This window comes from Ruminococcus flavefaciens (genome assembly GCF_900143025.1).
GTDB classification, from domain to species: domain Bacteria; phylum Bacillota; class Clostridia; order Oscillospirales; family Ruminococcaceae; genus Ruminococcus; species Ruminococcus flavefaciens_I.
This window is the reverse complement of record NZ_FRCT01000001.1, coordinates 385,463-404,090: the sequence shown is the minus strand read 5'-3', so window position 1 is coordinate 404,090 and position 18,628 is coordinate 385,463. Positions and strand designations below refer to the sequence as shown.

Sequence of the window (18,628 nt, the reverse complement as noted above, 5' to 3'; positions counted from 1 at the left end):
TTCGGAATGTGAATTAATGTGTATCACAAATCAGCTTTCATAGTCTATACGATCTATTTTATTATAGCCTTTCAGGAAAATATGATCATCACTTCGTACAAAACCTGTGTAAGAATCACTTACGTCAGCAACCGAACGAAGTCCGCCGTTAAAGTCATAGGCTAATATCTTGCCCTGACACATTACATAAGCAAGTTCTTCATAAATTGTAACGTCAATTGATGGTTCTTCAAGATCAATTATAAGAGCTTCGGCTTTTCCGCCTTTGAATAACGCCATGGTGTACCTTCTTCTGTCATCATTATTGACGATCACAGCCGAATTACCTCCCTCACTCGCACCTGCAACACGGTCGCCGTCATACGAATAGTATGAGCTGATCTGACCCTTGCTGTCAACATATCCGCAGGCATCATCTCCGAGCACAAAAGCGCCCTTGTCAAATCCGCAGATCTCAAGTCCGAGCAAATTAAGTCCCGGGGAAGTCCAGCGTTCTGCCTTCTCGGTGAAGCTTATTTCCTGAACATTTGTAACGAGCTGACCGTTTTCTGCCGAGATATAGCTCAGCATACAACCCTTACTGTTATTTATAAAGCTAAGGTCGCTGACCATTTCGATACACTGTCTTTTGTATATGCGCTTTCCCCTTTTGTCATATACTTCAAGCTCACAGCTGAAATTATCAGATGTGGTAACTACAGCTGTATAGCCCTGTTCACTTATTCTCGCAAAGAGGATAAGTTGCTTGGCAAATGATTTGGTATAGAAAACTTCGTCTTCGTCCTCTACACTCAGCTCATTTCCTCCATTCTCATAGAGCAGTGCGCGTCCTCCGGCTGCGCGGAGCACTGTATTTGTATATGTATGCTGACGCTTTTTAAGAAGTGCGCCGTCAGTATCATAGAAATATGTGTAGGTATCGCTTATCAGTATCATCTTGCTGTCTGTTAATTCCAGCTGATAATCAGCGCCTCCGCTGACCTCGATAGGGAAATTTCCTTCCGCAAGCTTGCCTGAGTTTACGATAGTCCTGTACTGCTCTCCTATGCCCCTTAATTTATTATACCACATATCACGGGTAAAATAAAGCCCCGTTACTATGGCTGCTGTAAGCAGTATCAAAATAAACCGCCTCAGCCTTTTACGCCGCCGTTTTCGATTTTTCAGATCGACGATATCATCGGCGTCATACATTTTCGGCACGCTGATACCTCCTTGTCCTTGTTCTCATATCTCTTTCAGCAGCTCCTCCTCACTGTAGAACACACGGTTCAGATACAGTCCGTGAGCCATAGCCGTTCTGCCTGCCTTCAGGCGGTCTTTTGCGGCGAGGATAGCGGGGATATCATCGGGAGATATCCGCTTTTCGCTGACATCTAACAATGTCCCTGCCATTATCCTAATCATATTATACAAAAAACCGTTGCCTTTTACAAGCATTATCACAGAATCTCCACTATTTTCTATTTTGAAAGAATAAATTGTCCTTACCGTGGTGGAAACATTTGTGCAGTCAGCACAAAACGACGAAAAATCGTGGGTTCCTACGAAATACTGTGCAGCTCTGCGGGCGGCTTCGATATCAAATTTTCTTCTGTAATGAAGCATGAGATCAGCCGCAAAGGGATTTTTCGATTCGCTGCAATGGATCTTATATATATATTCCTTGCCCTTGCAGTCGAACCTTGCATGAAAGCTTTCCGCGGCGTCCTCACAGCTGAGCACTGAAATATCATCGGGAAGCTCGCCGTTCACTCCTCTGCAAAAGCCAAGACAGTTTATTTTGCTGTTGGTCTTTACATTGAAGCAGAACATATTCGCATGAACTCCCGTATCGGTACGCGAACAACCTGTCACCGTAACGGGCTCGTTAAGCACCTTCGAGAGCTTGCTCTCAAGCACCTCCTGAACCGTTATGGCGTTGCTCTGCCGCTGAAAGCCGTGATATTTTGTCCCCCTGTAAGCGATCGTCACTTTAAGGTTACGCATCGTCCGCCTCCTTTTTTGCAGGATCGCTGCCGTCGTAGAGAACTACCTCGGTATCCTCGACCCTGCCAAAATCCTCAGATCTTAATGCCTCGCTGACCTGATCGTATATCTCAGCCTTATTGTTATAAGGCGAAGGTATCACTTCATTGCCTGTATTCTGCGATACAGCGGAATACATCATATGTCTGTGCCTGCGCAGTCTGCGCCGTCTTTCGCATACCATTATAAGCAGTATGAGTGCAAGACTTGTAACAGTTGCCGTAACACCGAGAACAAAGCCCTCGGGTGTATACTCAATACTGATATCGTGGCTGCCCTTGCCTACCTTTACTCCTGTCATAGCCTGAAGCACCTTGAAGGTCTCGGCTTTTTCACCGTCCACATATACGCTCCAGCCCTTTTCATAAGGTATTGACAGGAACATTACTCCGTCCTCTGCCGCATTGATCCTGCCGCGTATCTTTGTATCGGTGAAATGCTTTATCTCAAGCTGCTCATCTGCAAGAGCACCGTAGACATCATTGTATACCGCTTCGCTTACAGCATATACCATTAGCTTGAAATTGCCTGATTTATGCTTTTCGGAAGAGGTTATCCTTATTGTGGAAGTACTTCCCTCCTGACCGTTTCCCATGGGGAAACCAATAGGATAGCTCTCTATGAGCTTTCCGCTGTCGATAAGCGCATCATCGCACTTTATCTCCAGTGAGTCACAGGTACCGCCTGTACCGTTGGCATAGCCGTAAAGGTGACTGCCGTCGATACAGTCATAACTGTAGGTAGCGCTTGCTGTAGGCTGATCTGTTTCATTTTTGAAGGTATAGTTACCATAGCCGTTCTTGGTCACCTCAAGACCGTCATACTCTGCAAGTGCAACAGGCTGAGCCTCGAAAAGCTTCTTATCAATGCCTGTAGCAAGCCTTATGAGATCATTCTGATACTCAAAGGGATTTGCTCCGCCGTTATCCTCCATAGTAAGGATATCCTCGCTGACCATAAAGCCCAGCGAAAGCGGATATTTGTTCTCATAGAGATTGGCATTGCCCTCGGAAGCCTTGTGCTCAAAAGCCCAGTCCTCGGTATTGAGCTCGCCGTTTTTCTTTATGAGATATTTTATTCCCAGAAGTGAATTCACAACGGGAGTAGATGTCCTGTAGTAAAATCTGTTTCCTGCCTCAGATGCATAAAGTCCAAGGCGTTTGCACATAGTCGTGACTGATACATTAGCCGCCGATGAGAACTGCGACAATCCGCGGTAGCCGTAGAGTGCGCTGTCATTGAGAGTGTATGTATATGTCAGCTCTGTGCGGTAGAATTTGCTCTTATCGTGCTTCTTCTCATAGTCAAGAAGCCGGCGCACCTCAGTTTTGTTTGCGGGATAATCACTGTATCCCGTCGTATCAACTGTAGAAACGCCCATCTGTGCATTGCTTATGAATTCGCTGAATACCGCCGCAGAAAGTGCAAGCGTCATAAGCAGATTGCGCTTTTCCTTTGTCTTGAACGGGAATATCTTAGCCGCTATGAATATGAGCCAGAATGCACCTGTTATTATAGCCGAGCTCTTGACAGCTCCCTCAAACTTATAGTCAACGCCCTTGGAAAGCTTGTTCAGCACCAGTACAGCGGCAGGTCCTGCCACCATGAGCACTATCTGGTAGATCTTTATACCGCGGCTCAGCATAACGTCATAGGCTCTGAACGCAGCCGTAGCAAGCACGAAGCAGAATATGAACGCAAATCTGTAGGGTATCTGATTTGTGAAATGGAAACCGTGCCAGATGTAATTGAGGATATTCATATTACAGCTTACAGCTATTATCGCAAGCATAGTCAGCGCCGCTATCTTCTCGCGTATCTTTATGCCGAATGAGAATATGAACACTCCGAAAAGCAGTACAGCCAACATTCCGCAGGCAAAATTGGGGAGTCCGTCTACCTTTGTAGGAGCATTATAGGAGAGGAGATTTGCAAATATCTTCTTCCAATCCTCGTAATAGCTTATCTCCTTTGGCATATTGTTGTTTACGCTGTAGGTGAGTTTCAGTCCGTAATAAGCGGGCAGCAGCATGAAGCCGCCAAGACCTATGCCCAGCACCGAGGAGCGTATCATCAGGAACAGCTTTCTGAACCAGTCCTTTATGCCCCTGCACTCGATTATGCTTGCGGCTGCAAACATGAATACCGAGAAAATACAGGTAAAATAACCTATATAGTAGTTTGCAATAAGTGAAAGCGCCAGTGCAAAGGTGAATATCTTCCATTTTCCCTCGCGGCACAGTGCAACTATTCCCAGCATAGCAAGCGGGAACAGCGCAACGGTATCGAACCACATTACGTTCCAGTAATAGCCCAGCGTATAGCTGCAAAGGGCGTACATCACCGAGAACATACATATCGAAAAGTCCCTGCGTTTGAATGTGTACCGCAGGAACGAGCTGAAAAACGCTCCTGCAAAGCCTATTTTCGCACACAGTATGAATGTCAGCGCGTCGCGCACATGGTCGTCGTCAAAGAGTACCGACAGCCAGTTCAGCGGACTTGCCGCATAATACGAAATAAGCGACAGGAAATTTGTACCCATTCCGTTTTCCCATGAATACAGGAAGGAACCGCCGCTGACCAGCTTCTCGCGGACTACCCTGAAAAACGGGTAGTACTGATGCCAAAGGTCTACAACAAGTATCTGCCTGTCACCAAAGGGGTGAACTCCGTATATGCCGAATGCATAGAGCATTATGGAAAACGGGATAAGGAACGAAAGCAGGAAGTAAAGAACTCCCTTTTCGTACAGTATCCTGTGAAATTTTCCTTTTCTGAACCGCTCAAGCCTTCTGTGCCTTGCGGCTCGTCTTTCTTCTTTGTCCATCTTTATCCTTTCTCGTGTTCCGCTCAGAATAATCTGCCAAGTACTATTACCAGTACAAGGAAGAATATCGTTACTGCAAGGGCGATATAGTCCCTCGGAGCAGACTTGAGCTGTCTCAATCTTGTTCTTCCCTCACCGCCGTGATAACAGCGGCACTCCATAGCTGTCGCAAGCTCGTCCGCACGTCTGAATGCGGATATGAACAGCGGAACAAGTATGGATATGAGGTTCTTTGCTCTCGTTGTAAAGCTTCCTGTATCTATTTCCGCACCTCTTGCCTTTTGTGCTGACATTATCTTATCTGTTTCTTCTATAAGTGTGGGGATAAATCTGAGTGCTATAGACATCATCATAGCAAGCTCATGTACAGGGAATTTTATCTTCCTCAGCGGCGAGAGCAGCCGCTCTATTGCGTCTGTAAGCGTAATAGGCGAGGTAGTATATGTCAGGAGAGAGCTTCCCATAACGAGAAGAGCTATCCTTACTATCATAAATATACTGGTTTCGAGTCCTTTATCGGTTATTTTCAGGAATTTCCATTCCCACAGCACATCGCCCGTGGTCATAAGGAACAAATTCAGAAAAGCCGTTATCACAAGGAATATCACAAGCGGCTTAACGCTCTTGAAGAACATTTTCAGCGGTATCCGCGAAAGGAGTATGGCTCCGAAGGTGAAAAACGCGCCTACTGCAAGGCAGATGTAATTTCCGCCTGAAAACAGCATTATGATATATAGAAGCGTTATAACTATCTTAAATCTTGGGTCAAGCTTGTGTATTATGCTGTCACCGGGGAAGTACTGTCCTATGGTTATATCTCTCAGCATGGACCGTTCCCCCGTTCTTTAAGCTGTTTCAGAAGCAGGTCTCGGGCATATCCCACGGTATAGACCTCTTTTCCGAAGTCAAGACCTCTGCGTCGTAGCTCTCCGAATACCTTCGTTATCTGGGGAACATCAAGCCCTATCTGCGCTATCTCGTCAGCTCTTGCGAATACATTCACTGTCTCGTCATAGCAGAAGAGCTTAGCCTTGCTCATTACAAGTATCTTGTCGGCAAAGGTAGCTATATCCTCCATACTATGAGATACTATGAGTATGGTATTCTTAGTGCGCTCGTGATAGCTTTTTATATGGCTCAGTATCTTGTCTCTGCCCGCAGGGTCAAGACCTGCGGTGGGCTCATCGAGTATAAGCACTCTCGGCTCCATAGCCATTACGCCTGCAATAGCAACACGGCGTTTCTGACCGCCCGAAAGCTCGAAGGGCGAACGCTCAAGAAGCTCCTCAGACAGACCGATATCATTGGCTGTTTCGTATACGCGGCGTTTTATCTCGGCTTCGTCAAGTCCCATATTCTTAGGACCAAAGGCGATGTCCTTGAATACGTTCTCCTCGAATATCTGGTATTCGGGGTACTGGAATACAAGTCCCACCTTAAAGCGTACATCGCGTATCTTATCCTTATCTGCCCATATGTCTTTTCCGTCAAGGAGCACCTTTCCCGATGTCGGTCTGAGAAGTCCGTTGAAATGCTGTATGAGCGTGGATTTTCCCGAGCCTGTGTGACCCATTACGCCCACCATTTCGCCCTCTTCTATTTTTAAGCTCACATGGTCTACAGCGGTCTTTTCAAAAGGTGTTCCCACGCTGTAGGTGTATGTAAGCTCCTGTGTTTCAAGGATAGCCAATTCTATTCTCCTTTTCTTTCCTGTAAGCAGCCGCGCTGCTCATTCTGCAAAAAGCTTTTCTATCGCCGCAACACATTCCTCCTCCGAGATTATCTCGGGAGATATATCGCAGCCTGCCTTTCGTAATTCCCACGCAAGTTCTGTTACCTGCGGCACATCGAGTCCTATTGCTTTCAGCTTGTCCACCTGTGAGAATACCTTCTCGGGCACATCGTCAAGGACTACCAGTCCCTTGTCCATTACCACAACGCGGTCGCAGTCCGCAGCCTCGTTCATATAGTGAGTTATAAGGACTATGGTTATGCCCTGCTCGCGGTTCATGCGGTGTATAGTCGCAAGTACTTCCTTGCGTCCCTGCGGGTCCAGCATAGCTGTAGGCTCATCGAGGATTATGCACTTGGGCTGCATGGCGATAACGCCTGCAATGGCTACGCGCTGCTTCTGACCGCCCGAAAGCTGGCTTGGTGAATGTAGTCTGTAATCGTACATACCCACAGCTTTTAAGCTCTCGTCCACTCGTCTGCGCATTTCCTCATAGGGTACGCCCAAGTTTTCCAGTGCAAAGGCTACGTCCTCCTCGACTATGGAGGACACTATCTGGTTATCGGGATTCTGGAATACCATGCCCGCGCACTGGCGCAGGTCAAAAAGCCTTTCCTCGTCCTTTGTGTCGATGCCGTCCACCGTTACTGTACCCTCTGTGGGGAGCAGTATGGCGTTAATATGCTTTGCAAGGGTGGATTTACCGCAGCCGTTGTGCCCAAGCACCGCTACGAACTCGCCCTTTTTTATGTCAAGGTCTATGCCCTTGAGTACCTCGACGGGCTTCTTTTCCTCGTCATCGGACTCGTAGGCAAAATGGAGACCTTTTATTTCGATTATATTTTCCATATTTATCCCTGTTCTTTAAGCAAGACTTAAATTAGTCGCTATCTGTAAAGCTTCTTCCATTGTACCTGCATTGATTCCAACTGTATATGCAGTTTTTTCATCAACAAAATAATACACCGTCAAAGAAACTACATCACTTTTAAAGAATTTTTTATCAAGTATTATATATATCTGATGCCCGTCAGACTCTGATACATATACTTCATCAGCAAAGTCGAATTCGCCGCCCTTTGCTTTGATCGCTGTTTCAAATGCTTCCGCATTTTCATCAGTCTTATCAGCACTTGTAATAGAAAGTGCCGCCTTCAAAAATGAAAGCCTTGTGCCGTTATACTCTATACCGAGTTCCGAAAAAGCCTGTCGGACCTTTTCTTCACTTGTGTCGGGATTTAATGCGCTGAATAATACTCCGCCATCGTATTCTACGGCAGCTGAAGTTGTCAAGTACAATCCTTTGGTCTCATCGCCAAATCTCCTCATACCCGGATCAGCATTAAGCTCCTCCACACCTGAAGGAACACGTATTTTAAGACCGTCAACTGTCAATTCTTTCCAATCGTCCGGAATATCGCACTTTTCGGTCGGCTTGGCAGTCATATCTGCTTTTTCAACAGCAGCTCTTTCCGAAATATCTTTCATCAGCTCGCCTGCCGATACTTCGATAGTTGTTTCTGCGTTAACGCCCTCCGAAGAAGTGCCTTTTTCCTTTTCGCCGCATGATACAGCAGTTAATGCCATTGCCGCAGCAGCAAGTGCTATCAATGTTTTTTTCATATTCTATCCTTATTTCTTAAATGCTTCTATCTCCGCAGGCGATGATATAACAGGCTTGCCGTCCTTGTCAAGCAGCGGAGCAAGTCCGCCTGAATAGCCTGCTGCATGGTAAACATAGTTCACACCTGTGACTACATCTACCCATATTTCAGAAATAGTAATTTTTCCCTGTGAGTAAATTCTTACAAATCTTTCGTCTTTTGCCATTTTATTCTCCTATATCATAAAAGCTTTTTCAGACTAACATTATTATCCCTATATAGGCACTTGTAATTTGTTCGTTAAGCACGGGCGATGTAGGCATCGCCACCTACAAGCGGCAAAGCCGCTTCCTAAGGGCTAATGACTCGGAACGCCGTAACGGCGTTCCCCTACAGGCTATTTCTCCCAGATAGCGGTGGAGCCGCATGGGAGAGTCATTCCCGTGGACTTTACGGGAAGTCCTATTTCGTCAAAGCTCACTTTGCCGCCGAATTTATCAGTGAGAACAGTTCCCAGTATATAGCCCATTACAGACGGAGAAAGTCCTGTGGTATAGCTGTTTATCAGGAAAAACAGCGGATCATCGGAAAGAACTCCCGAACAGAGCTTCACAAGGTCGTAAACGCAGTTTTCAAGCTTCCATACCTCTCCTCCCGGTCCTCTGCCATAGCTTGGAGGGTCCATGACTACCGCATCGTACTTGCGTCCGCGGCGTATCTCACGGGCTATGAACTTCTCGCAGTCGTCCACTATCCAGCGTATAGGCTTTTCGGTAAGCCCCGAAGCTGCGGCGTTGTCTCTTGCCCACTGTACCATGCCCTTTGAAGCGTCAACATGGCATACAGAAGCCCCTGCTGCTGCACAGGCAAGGGTAGCTCCACCCGTATAAGCGAACAGGTTGAGGACATTTATCTCTCTGCCTGCATTGCGTATCTTATCAGCCATATAGTCCCAGTTTACAGCCTGCTCGGGGAAAAGTCCCGTATGCTTGAAGCCTGTGGGGCGTATATTGAAGGTAAGGTCGCCGTAGCTGATATTCCAGCTTTCGGGAAGTCTCTTGCGGAATTCCCATTTACCGCCGCCCTGGTTTGAGCGGTGGTAGTGACCGTCCGCATTTTTCCATAGAGGATCGGTGCGGTCGGTGTTCCATATTATCTGCGGGTCGGGGCGCACAAGGCTCACATTGCCCCATGTTTCCAGCTTTTCTCCGCCTGATGTATCCAATATCTTATAATCTTTCCAGTTATTTGCAGTTCTCAAAGTAAATGCTCCTTATAGAATTGTCTGCGCTCAGATCTTGTATGCGCAGCTTTCCTTGATATGCTGTGCAATATCCACAGCCATATCGTTTATGCGTCCGAAATCGCAGCCCTCGATAAGTATTCGCACGATAGGCTCTTTTCCGCTTTCGCGCACCATTATCCTGCCTTCGCCGCAGAGCTCCTTATCGTATTTCTCGATAAGCTCGGTTATGCTCTTTTCGTTTTTCCAAAGCTCCTTGTAATGAGGGTGTATCTTTACATTCAGCTTTACCTGCGGATATGCGGGCATATCTCCTGCAAGTCCGCTGAGCTTCACATTGTCGTTTTTAAGTATTTCAAGCAGCCGCGCACCTGTGAGCTGTCCGTCGCCTGTACCTGCCTCGTCAAGGAAGATGATATGACCGTTGGGCTCGCCGCCCAGCTTATATCCGCCCTCCAGCATACGCTCAAGTACGTATCTCTTGCCTGCACCCGAGCTTACAAGCTTAATATCATGTGCAGCTGCATATTTTCTCAGTCCGAGACCGCTCATGGCAGTGACCACTGCCGTATCATTGTCAAGGAGTCCCCTGCTTTTCAACTTTTCGGCAAATATTGCCAAAAGCCTGTCGCCGTCGATAAGACAGCCATTCTCGTCAACAGCTATGCAGCGGTCTGCATCGCCGTCGAAGGCAAGTCCGCAGTCGCAGCCGTTTTCCACCACATACTCCATAAGATGATGTACATGGGTGCTGCCGCAGTCCTTGTTTATATTAGTGCCGTTAGGCTTATCAGCTATGACCAGCACCTCGGCACCAAGCTCGGAAAAAAGCCTTTCCGCTGTATATGCCGCACATCCGTTTGCACAGTCAAGTGCGACTTTAAGACCGCTTAGGTCGGTAGTAACTACGCTTTTTATATGATCTATGTATTCTCTCACCGCATCTTCGCCGTGGAGTATACGCCCTACATTCTCGGGCTCGCTGAGCTTTATCTCACCTGACGGAGCAAAGACCAGCCGCTCTATCTCGTCCTCGTCTTCTTCCATAAGCTTGAGACCCTTTGCCGAAAACAGCTTCAAGCCATTATATTCGGCACTGTTATGGCTTCCCGATATCATTATACCGCCGTCAGCCTCATGCACACCTATAAGGTAGGAGAGCGCAGGCGTAGGAACTATTCCCAGCAGCTCTGCATCTGCCCCGACGGAGCATATGCCTGCACATACCGCGGCTTCAAGGGCATCGGAAGAAACTCTCGTGTCCTTGCCAATGAGTATTTTAGTTTTAGCCCCGTCCTTTTTCGCAAGCACAAGCGCAGCAGCTCTTCCCGTCTGCATGGCAAGCTCGCAGGTGAGGTCGGTCACCGCAATACCTCTCGAACCGTCAGTTCCGAATAATTTAGCCATTGAATAGTCTCCCTTATGTAAGTTTAGAGTTGAGAGTTGAGAGTTGATAAGTCGCCTGATAAAGATAAGCTTCAAACTATCTTGTATACTGCGATAGGTCGGCGTTTGCCGATTATCTCCTCGAGAGTGCCGCAGATAGGCGCATAGGTACAGCTGTTGTACCTGTTATACACGCGTATGCGTCCGTCCTTCTCTCTTGTACAGAATACGGTATGTATCGAGGATAAAAACGGTACCTTAGTCCAGAACGTGATGATAAAAGCCTGTGCGTCATCGGGAGATTTTACCTTCTCGAACTGTGCATCGAAATAATTCAGCGCCTTTCCGAGACTGAAGGCATTGCAGCCGAAAAATCCCATGAGCACACGGAAACGTTCCATATAGTAGGCAACGTCCTTTATCTTCTGCGGCTTTTTAAGGTATACAAGAGCGTTATGGACAGCAATGACCTCACAGCCGTTGAAGCTCATAAAGCATATACCGTAGCGCAGCTTTGAAACAGCACCCTCGCCCTGTCCGTTTATCATCTGACCAAAGGGAGGCTGCTCGGTAATTTCAGAATTGTACTTGAAGTTGTATTCGCTGGATCCTTTTATCAACATTTTTCATTCCCCCAGTCCCGTTAAACGGGAAAAATGTCAAAAGGTCATCTGTCCGTCGTCTGCTGATGATGCCTGCTCGGGAGGAGCTATGCCAAGATGCTCGTAGGCAAGCCTTGTGGCAACTCTTCCTCTCGGAGTCCTTCCCAGAAAACCAAGCTGCATGAGAAACGGCTCGCAGATATCTTCCAGGGTAACGCTTTCCTCGTTTATCGCCGAGGCAAGTGTTTCCAGTCCAACAGGTCCGCCGCCGTATCCCTTGATTATCATTTCAAGCATACGCCTGTCAAGTCCGTCAAGTCCGAGAGCGTCGATATCCAGCCTGCTGAGAGCTATGGAGGCTATCTCCTGAGTTATCTCGCCGTTGCCCATAACATCGGCAAAATCACGGACTCTTTTCAGCAGACGGTTTGCGATACGCGGTGTGCCTCTTGCTCTGCCCGCAATTTCGGCAGCTCCGTCGCTTGTACAGGGTATGCCAAGTATCATGGAGCTTCTTCTTACAATGTCGGTAAGCTGCTCCTTTGTGTAAAGCTCAAGTCTCTGTATTACGCCAAATCGGTCACGAAGCGGAGCTGAAAGCTGTCCTGCTCTCGTTGTTGCGCCGATAAGGGTGAAGGGTTTCAGGTCCATGCGTATAGAACGTGCAGACGGTCCTTTTCCAATAATTATATCTATAACTCTGTCCTCAAGAGCAGGGTAAAGTATCTCCTCTACGGCGCGTGAAAGGCGGTGTATCTCGTCAATGAAAAGCACATCGTTGTCTGACAGACTCGTCAGCAGCGATACAAGGTCGCCGGGCTTTTCAATGGCAGGACCCGTGGTAACACGGAGATTTACACCAAGCTCATGGGCGATAATAGACGAAAGTGTGGTCTTTCCCAATCCGGGAGGTCCATACAGCAGCACATGGTCGAGAGGTTCGCTCCTGCGCTTTGCAGCTTCGATGTATATGGCGAGGTTTTCCTTCACCTTGTCCTGTCCTATATACTCGTGGAGCGTCTGCGGACGCAGACTTATCTCAGCATCGCTGTCCTCCATAGTATTTTCGGGAGTGATTATTCTGGGAGCGAACTCCATATCCTCTGTCTGTATCAAAAAAACACCTCTGAATTATTTCTCGAAAAATCTCTTCTTGCGGACATAGAACGGCTCAACTGTCTCAGCAGCCTTCTTGCCCATATCCTGTTCATAGCTTATAAAGCAAAGATGCTCGTTAGCCTTTACTGTTTTTGAAAGATACTTTGAAAGCGGTACGAACAGCTTTCTTGTACTTCCCATCATATCGAGGACAATGAGTATCTGCGGATTTTCGCAGCCCTTTATCATCTCCATGATGAATGCTCTGTCAACATTGGGCTGCTTTGAAAGGAATTTGCTTGCAGCCTTTATGATATGGTTCACATCATGTTCACAGCGGCGATAGTTTATGATATCCGCCTCATTGTAGGATATAGCCTTTATCTTGAGATTTCGGGCTATCATTAGAATACTCTTTATCTCATGGGACGAGAACTCCTTGCCGTAGGAATTCGGGTTGAGAACGGCGGATACCGACTGTATGAGGTCAAAGAGTCTCAGGCAGTTTATCTTGTAGCAGTCAACATAACGCTTTGCAAACTGCTGTAATGCACGATAGCTTGTGAAAAACGGGATAAACAGGTCGCCGTCGGGGTTCTGGGTAGTTACCAGCTCCAGCTGGATACCGCCCTCTGAGCGGTCGCGCTCCTGCTTAACGGGGTTCTTGCAGATGACATAGACGTCGCTTTTTATGAGAGTCTGCAAAAACAATGAACGCTTTGAAGGGTCTTTTATTGCCGCTTTCAGCAATTCGTCAAGATTCATCATAACAGTAACCTTCCTATCTTCTGAATTTAGCGCGTGTTCTTTGCCGCCATTAACCGCAGTGTCTCCTTGATAAGGTCCTGCGTACTAAGTGTCGGGTCAAGCTTTCCGAGTATGGGAGCTGTTTCTCCCTGAGTATAGCCCAGCACCATGAGGGCTTCGAGAGCCTCCGATACCGACGAGGAAGCTGCCGCTGACGATATATTCGCAAACTGTGCGGCATCACCGCTTATGCTGCCGCTGATAGACTCTGAGGATATCTTGTCCTTTAATTCAAGGACTATTCTCTGAGCAGTCTTTGCACCTATTCCCTTTGTCTTTGTGAATGCCTTGCTATCGCCCGAAGCTACAAGAAGTGCAAACCTCTCGGGGGTAACGTCTGAAAGTATGGAAGTAGCCGCCTTCGGACCTACTCCCGATACGGAAATGAGCAGCTTGAAGCAGCTGAGCTCCTGCAATGTGGCAAATCCGAAAAGTTCCACCACATCTTCCCTTACGTAAAGGTAAGTATAAAGCATTTCCTCGCTTCCGATCTCGCCAAGCCTTGAAATGGTATTATACGAGGTCTTGCAGCCGTATCCAACGCCTGCGCACTCGATGACCGCAAAGCCAAGCTCCTTGACCGTAAGCCTTCCTCTTACGCTGTATATCATATCTTTCTGTTCCTTTATCTGAAATCAAATCTTGTACTGTGTCCGTGACATATGGCTATAGCAAGAGCGTCCGCAGCGTCATCGGGCTTTGGTATCTGTGCAAGTCCGAGGAGCTGTCTTGTCATTTCCATTACCTGCTTCTTTTCAGCCTTGCCATAGCCTACTACCGACTGCTTCACCTGTAAGGGAGTATACTCCGCAACGGGGATATTCCTTGTTGCCGCCGAAAGAACGGTTATGCCCCTCGCCTGCGCAACATCTATCGCCGTTTTCTGGTTTGTGGTGAAATAAAGCCTTTCCACCGCCATACAATCGGGCTTGAACTTGTTGAAGATAAACTCTATATCCTCATGTATCGCCCTTAAACGTTCGGGAAAGGGCGTTCCTGCCTCGGTGAGCACAGCACCGTATTCAACAGGAGTAAATCTTATGCCGTCGTAATCCAGAACTCCGAATCCGACTATTGCATAACCGGGGTCTATCCCCAGTATTCTGACATTTTTCAATATTTTTTACCTATCAGTTCGTTAAAAAGTTCACATGGATATAGCTTCTCACTATATTCCTTATCATTATACCACAGGTCAAGTGTATTTTGCAATATATTTACCTGTTTTTTATTGATTTCTACAAAAAAAGATGATATAATATGTGAGGTATATCAATTGAGTCCTTAGCCCTTTGCCATTAGCCTTCATACGCTAACGGCTAAAGGCTAAAGGCTGAAATCGGAGGTATTTTTTATGGATCTTAAACAGCTTCGCGACGGCATCGACAATGTAGACAGCGAGATTCTTTCACTCTTTATGAAGCGCATGGAGCTTTGCAGGGGTGTGGCAGATTACAAAAAGGAGCATAATATGCCCGTCTTTCAGGGCGGACGCGAGCAGCAGATCATCGACCGTATCGTAGAGCTGACAAACGACAAGAACCTCGAAAAGGGCACCTCTGCCCTCTTCACAACTATCATGGACATCAGCAAGATATTGCAGAACCGCACTATTCTTGCAGAAAACAGGAACTATAAATATACTGCTCCTGACTTCGCAGGAGCTAAGAAAATAGGCTGTCAGGGCACTTCGGGAGCTAATTCCGAGGCTGCTGCAAAAAAGGTCTTCGGAGACAGGGAATTCACCTTCTATCCGTCATTCGAGGAGGTTTTCAAGGCTGTACAGTCAGGTGAAGCGGACTATGGTGTGCTCCCTGTTCAGAATTCAACCGCAGGCTCTGTTGACAGCACATATGACCTTATGGCAAACTACCCGTTCTACATCGTAAAAATGGTGACTTTGGAGATAAATCACTGCCTTGCAGCAAAAAAAGGCACTAAATTAGAGGATATCACCTGTGTTTACTCCCACAGACAGGCACTTTCGCAGTGTGAGGTATTCCTCAGCAAAACAGGTCTGAAAAAACATGAATACAGCAATACCGCTACTGCTGCGGAAAAAGTCCTTAACAGCAGCGAGCCTATCGCAGCTATATGCTCCGTTGACTGCGCCGAAAAGCTAGGACTTGAAATAATCGAAAAAAATATTGCAGACTGCACTATCAACCGCACACAGTTCATAGTCATAGCAAAGGATATGCAGGTAGCAGAGGACTCCGATGCGGTATCCGTAATGCTCACTATCCCCCATAAGGAAGGTAGTCTTTACCGTCTGCTGACCAAATTCTACGTAAACAATATGAACCTTCTCAGGATCGAGAGCCGTCCTATCCGCGACGGAAGCTTCAATGTCATGTTCTTCCTCGATTTCAGCGGAAAAATGACCGACCCAAATGTTGAAGCCGTGCTCCGCGACCTCGAGGAGAACCTTGATTTCTTCCGCTGCATAGGCACCTTCAAAAATGAAACTTTTTCCTAAAAGGAGTTAAAAATGTCCGATAAATTCTTTTCACTGCTTGAAAATAACAGCTTCGTCTTTCTGGACGGCGGCATGGGCACTATGCTTCAGGCTCACGGCATCAAGACCGAGCACGTTCCCGAGCTTCTGAATATCACAGACCCCGAGGCTATAATGAAGATACACCGCCTTTACGTCGAAAGCGGTTCTGACATAATCTACGCCAATACCTTCGGCGCAAACCGCTTCAAACTGGCAAAAAGCGGTCATACCGTTGATGAGATAGTTTCCGCAGGCGTTGCCAACGCAAAAAAGGCTGCCGCAGGAAAGGCTCTTGTAGCCCTTGATCTTGGTCCTATAGGTCAGCTTCTCGAACCTGCGGGCACTCTTAAATTCGAGGAAGCCTATGACGTATACAAGGAGCTCGTCATCGCAGGCGGTGACGCCGATTTAATAGTCATCGAGACCATGACCGACCTTTACGAGGTAAAAGCCGCTGTGCTCGCTGCAAAGGAAAACTCGGACAAGCCTATTCTCGTAACTATGACCTTTGAGGAGAATATGCGTACCTTTACAGGTGTATCTCCCGAATGTATGGTAGCTGTGCTTGAAGGTCTGGGCGCAGACGCTATCGGCGTAAACTGCTCCCTCGGACCTGAGGAGCTTTTCCCTGTTCTCGACAGGATATGCTCACTTACCACTCTCCCCGTTATAGCCAAGCCTAATGCAGGTCTCCCCGACCCTGTTACCAACGAATACAACGTTGACCCCGATGACTTTGCTGCAAGCGCCGTAAAGCTGGCAAATGCAGGCGTGACGATATTCGGCGGCTGCTGCGGAACTACTCCTCAGCACATATCCGCTATGATAGAAGCTCTTTCGGGCATGGAACGTCAGACAAGAAAGATAGTCCGCGCAAGCATAGCCTGTTCTGCCGTGAACTGCATCAACATAAATCAGCCCCGAGTTATCGGCGAACGTATCAATCCTACGGGCAAAAAGCGCTTCAAGGAGGCTCTCCTTGCTCACGATGTGGACTACATTCTCAGTCAGGCTGTGGAGCAGATACACGCAGGCGCAGAGATACTCGACGTAAACGTGGGACTCCCGGGTATTGACGAAAAGGAAATGATGGTAACTGCCGTAAAGGCTATCCAGAGCATATGCGATACCCCATTGCAGCTTGACTCCACTATCCCCGAGGTACTGGAAGCAGGTCTGAGAGTATACAACGGCAAGCCTATCGTAAACTCCGTAAACGGCGAGGACGAGTCCCTCGAAGCCATACTCCCACTTGTAAAGAAGTACGGTGCTTCCGTGGTGGGACTGGCTCTCGATAAGGGCGGCATACCGAAAACCGCCGACGGACGTTTTGCTATCGCGGAGAAGATACTCCACAGGGCTATGGAGTACGGCATACCAAAAGAGGACGTTTTCATCGACTGCCTTACCCTTACGGCTTCTGCCGAGCAGGACGGCGTTATGGAGACTCTCAACGCTCTCCACAGGGTAAAAACCGAGCTTGGACTCAATACCGTGCTCGGTGTATCGAATATTTCCTTCGGTCTGCCTAACCGCGAGCTCATAACCCGCACATTCCTGACTATGGCTCTCCACAGCGGACTTACCCTGCCTATCATAAACCCGAATATCGAGGGAATTATCGGAGCTGTAAGAGCCTACAGACTGCTTGCGGGAATTGACCGAAATTCCGCTGATTTCATAAGCATATACGCACAGGACGACAACGCTCCGAAAGCTCCCGCTCCTGCGCAGGACAAAGGAGCTCCCGATATAATGTATGCAGTTGAGAACGGTCTGAAAAATCAGGCTGTAAAGGCTGCCGAGGAGCTTATGTACACCGTTGACCCTATGGAGATAATCAACGGCTATCTTATCCCCGCGCTGGACAATGCAGGCGCTAAGTTTGAAAAGGGCAAGATATTCCTGCCCCAGCTCATACTCACAGCCGAAGCGGCTCAGGCTTGCTTCGAGGTAATAAAGACAAGGCTCTCAGCCGCAAACAGCGAGAGCGTATCAAAAGGCAAGGTGGTACTTGCCACTGTACACGGCGATATACACGATATCGGCAAGAATATCGTAAAGGTTCTCCTTGACAGCTACGGCTTCACGGTCATAGACCTCGGCAAGGACGTACCTCCCGAAACTATCGTAAATGCCGCTATAGAAAACAAGGTCAGCCTTGTGGGACTTTCCGCACTTATGACTACTACCCTCGGTGCTATGGCTGAGACTATAAAACAGCTCAACGAAAAGTACCCCGAATGCAAGACCGTTGTGGGCGGAGCCGTTCTCACGGCCTCCTACGCCGAGCAGATAAATGCTACTTACTACGCAAAGGACGCAAAACAGACCGTGGATATAGCATCACAGGTCTACGGCGCATAATGTAGGGGACGGCGTCCTCAACGTCCCACAAACCTTTAGCCTGTAGGGGCTGCCTTTGGCAGTCCGCAATAATACTATTAAAGGAAATACAAAAGCAGTCCGAATGGACTGCTTTTTCTTGCGTTATAGAGTTATTTACAGTTATTCTGCGGGCGGCGGAACGCCGCCCCTACACTACTTTCTACTCACGACTCACAATAATAATGCACAATACCAAGCACAAATCTTTGTGTAAAACAGAGAACTGAAAAAAATTTTTTCAATAATCAATGGTTTTCCATTGATTTTCAGCCTTTTTCAGCCCTATTATAGAAAGGCAGTCCCTACACATTCAAATCCGTCCGCAAAGCGGACACAATAATTCCGAATTCCGCATTCCTAATTCCGAATTTATAATTATGCATTAAAAAGGGCGAACTGAATTCGCCCTA

General features: G+C 47.5%; 17 protein-coding genes. 2 read left to right on the top strand and 15 right to left on the bottom strand.

Annotation, left to right across the window (positions count from 1 at the left end):
- Positions 1–30: 30 nt before the first annotated feature.
- The 15 genes from BUB28_RS01890 to ruvC all read right to left on the bottom strand — a co-directional run bounded on the left by BUB28_RS01890 (position 31) and on the right by ruvC (position 14,447).
- The gene (locus tag BUB28_RS01890; RefSeq protein WP_242939908.1) at positions 31–1,194 is read right to left on the bottom strand and encodes a DUF5711 family protein; all 1,164 of its coding nucleotides are present in this window, start codon (positions 1,192–1,194) and stop codon (positions 31–33) included.
- A gap of 33 nt (positions 1,195–1,227) precedes the next feature.
- Positions 1,228–1,989 carry a tRNA pseudouridine(38-40) synthase TruA gene (gene truA, locus BUB28_RS01885; RefSeq protein WP_072948125.1) on the bottom strand — a complete coding sequence of 254 codons (762 nt, stop codon included), beginning with the start codon at positions 1,987–1,989 and terminating at the stop codon, positions 1,228–1,230.
- Positions 1,982–4,858, bottom strand: a complete 2,877-nt coding sequence (locus tag BUB28_RS01880; RefSeq protein ID WP_072948123.1) for a YfhO family protein — start codon at positions 4,856–4,858, stop codon at positions 1,982–1,984. Before BUB28_RS01880 ends, truA begins: the two co-directional genes overlap by 8 nt.
- Before the next feature lie 23 nt (positions 4,859–4,881).
- Entirely contained in the window at positions 4,882–5,685 is an 804-nt protein-coding gene (locus tag BUB28_RS01875) for an energy-coupling factor transporter transmembrane component T family protein (RefSeq protein ID WP_072948121.1), read from the bottom strand.
- Entirely contained in the window at positions 5,679–6,548 is an 870-nt protein-coding gene (locus BUB28_RS01870) for an energy-coupling factor transporter ATPase (RefSeq protein WP_072948119.1), read from the bottom strand. The genes BUB28_RS01875 and BUB28_RS01870 overlap by 7 nt, the downstream gene beginning before the upstream one ends.
- 39 nt (positions 6,549–6,587) lie before the next feature.
- On the bottom strand, positions 6,588–7,439 hold the full coding sequence (locus BUB28_RS01865) for an energy-coupling factor transporter ATPase (RefSeq protein ID WP_072948117.1): 852 nt from the start codon (positions 7,437–7,439) through the stop codon (positions 6,588–6,590).
- 15 nt (positions 7,440–7,454) lie between these two features.
- On the bottom strand, positions 7,455–8,213 hold the full coding sequence (locus BUB28_RS01860; RefSeq protein ID WP_072948116.1) for a hypothetical protein: 759 nt from the start codon (positions 8,211–8,213) through the stop codon (positions 7,455–7,457).
- Positions 8,214–8,222: 9 nt separating this feature from the next.
- On the bottom strand, positions 8,223–8,420 hold the full coding sequence (locus tag BUB28_RS01855; protein WP_072948114.1) for a DUF6440 family protein: 198 nt from the start codon (positions 8,418–8,420) through the stop codon (positions 8,223–8,225).
- A gap of 171 nt (positions 8,421–8,591) precedes the next feature.
- On the bottom strand, positions 8,592–9,455 hold the full coding sequence (locus BUB28_RS01850) for a class I SAM-dependent methyltransferase (protein ID WP_072948113.1): 864 nt from the start codon (positions 9,453–9,455) through the stop codon (positions 8,592–8,594).
- A gap of 30 nt (positions 9,456–9,485) precedes the next feature.
- A complete protein-coding gene (gene glmM, locus BUB28_RS01845; protein WP_072948111.1) occupies positions 9,486–10,844 on the bottom strand; it encodes a phosphoglucosamine mutase in 1,359 nt (452 codons plus the stop codon).
- 71 nt (positions 10,845–10,915) lie between these two features.
- A complete protein-coding gene (locus BUB28_RS01840) occupies positions 10,916–11,446 on the bottom strand; it encodes a hypothetical protein (RefSeq protein ID WP_072948109.1) in 531 nt (176 codons plus the stop codon).
- A gap of 36 nt (positions 11,447–11,482) precedes the next feature.
- Positions 11,483–12,523: a Holliday junction branch migration DNA helicase RuvB gene (ruvB, locus tag BUB28_RS01835; RefSeq protein ID WP_072948245.1), complete on the bottom strand. Its 1,041-nt coding sequence runs from the start codon at positions 12,521–12,523 to the stop codon at positions 11,483–11,485.
- A gap of 33 nt (positions 12,524–12,556) precedes the next feature.
- Positions 12,557–13,291, bottom strand: coding sequence for an enhanced serine sensitivity protein SseB (locus tag BUB28_RS01830; protein WP_242939902.1), 735 nt, complete (start codon positions 13,289–13,291; stop codon positions 12,557–12,559).
- A gap of 26 nt (positions 13,292–13,317) precedes the next feature.
- A complete protein-coding gene (ruvA, locus tag BUB28_RS01825; protein WP_072948108.1) occupies positions 13,318–13,941 on the bottom strand; it encodes a Holliday junction branch migration protein RuvA in 624 nt (207 codons plus the stop codon).
- A 14-nt stretch (positions 13,942–13,955) separates the two neighbouring features.
- A complete protein-coding gene (gene ruvC / locus BUB28_RS01820; protein ID WP_072948106.1) occupies positions 13,956–14,447 on the bottom strand; it encodes a crossover junction endodeoxyribonuclease RuvC in 492 nt (163 codons plus the stop codon).
- A gap of 237 nt (positions 14,448–14,684) precedes the next feature.
- Between ruvC and BUB28_RS01815 the strand changes: the two genes are divergently transcribed.
- Both BUB28_RS01815 and BUB28_RS01810 read left to right on the top strand, forming a co-directional pair.
- Positions 14,685–15,809 carry a bifunctional chorismate mutase/prephenate dehydratase gene (locus BUB28_RS01815; protein ID WP_072948105.1) on the top strand — a complete coding sequence of 375 codons (1,125 nt, stop codon included), beginning with the start codon at positions 14,685–14,687 and terminating at the stop codon, positions 15,807–15,809.
- 12 nt (positions 15,810–15,821) lie between these two features.
- Positions 15,822–18,197, top strand: coding sequence for a homocysteine S-methyltransferase family protein (locus BUB28_RS01810; protein WP_072948103.1), 2,376 nt, complete (start codon positions 15,822–15,824; stop codon positions 18,195–18,197).
- Positions 18,198–18,628: the final 431 nt, after the last annotated feature.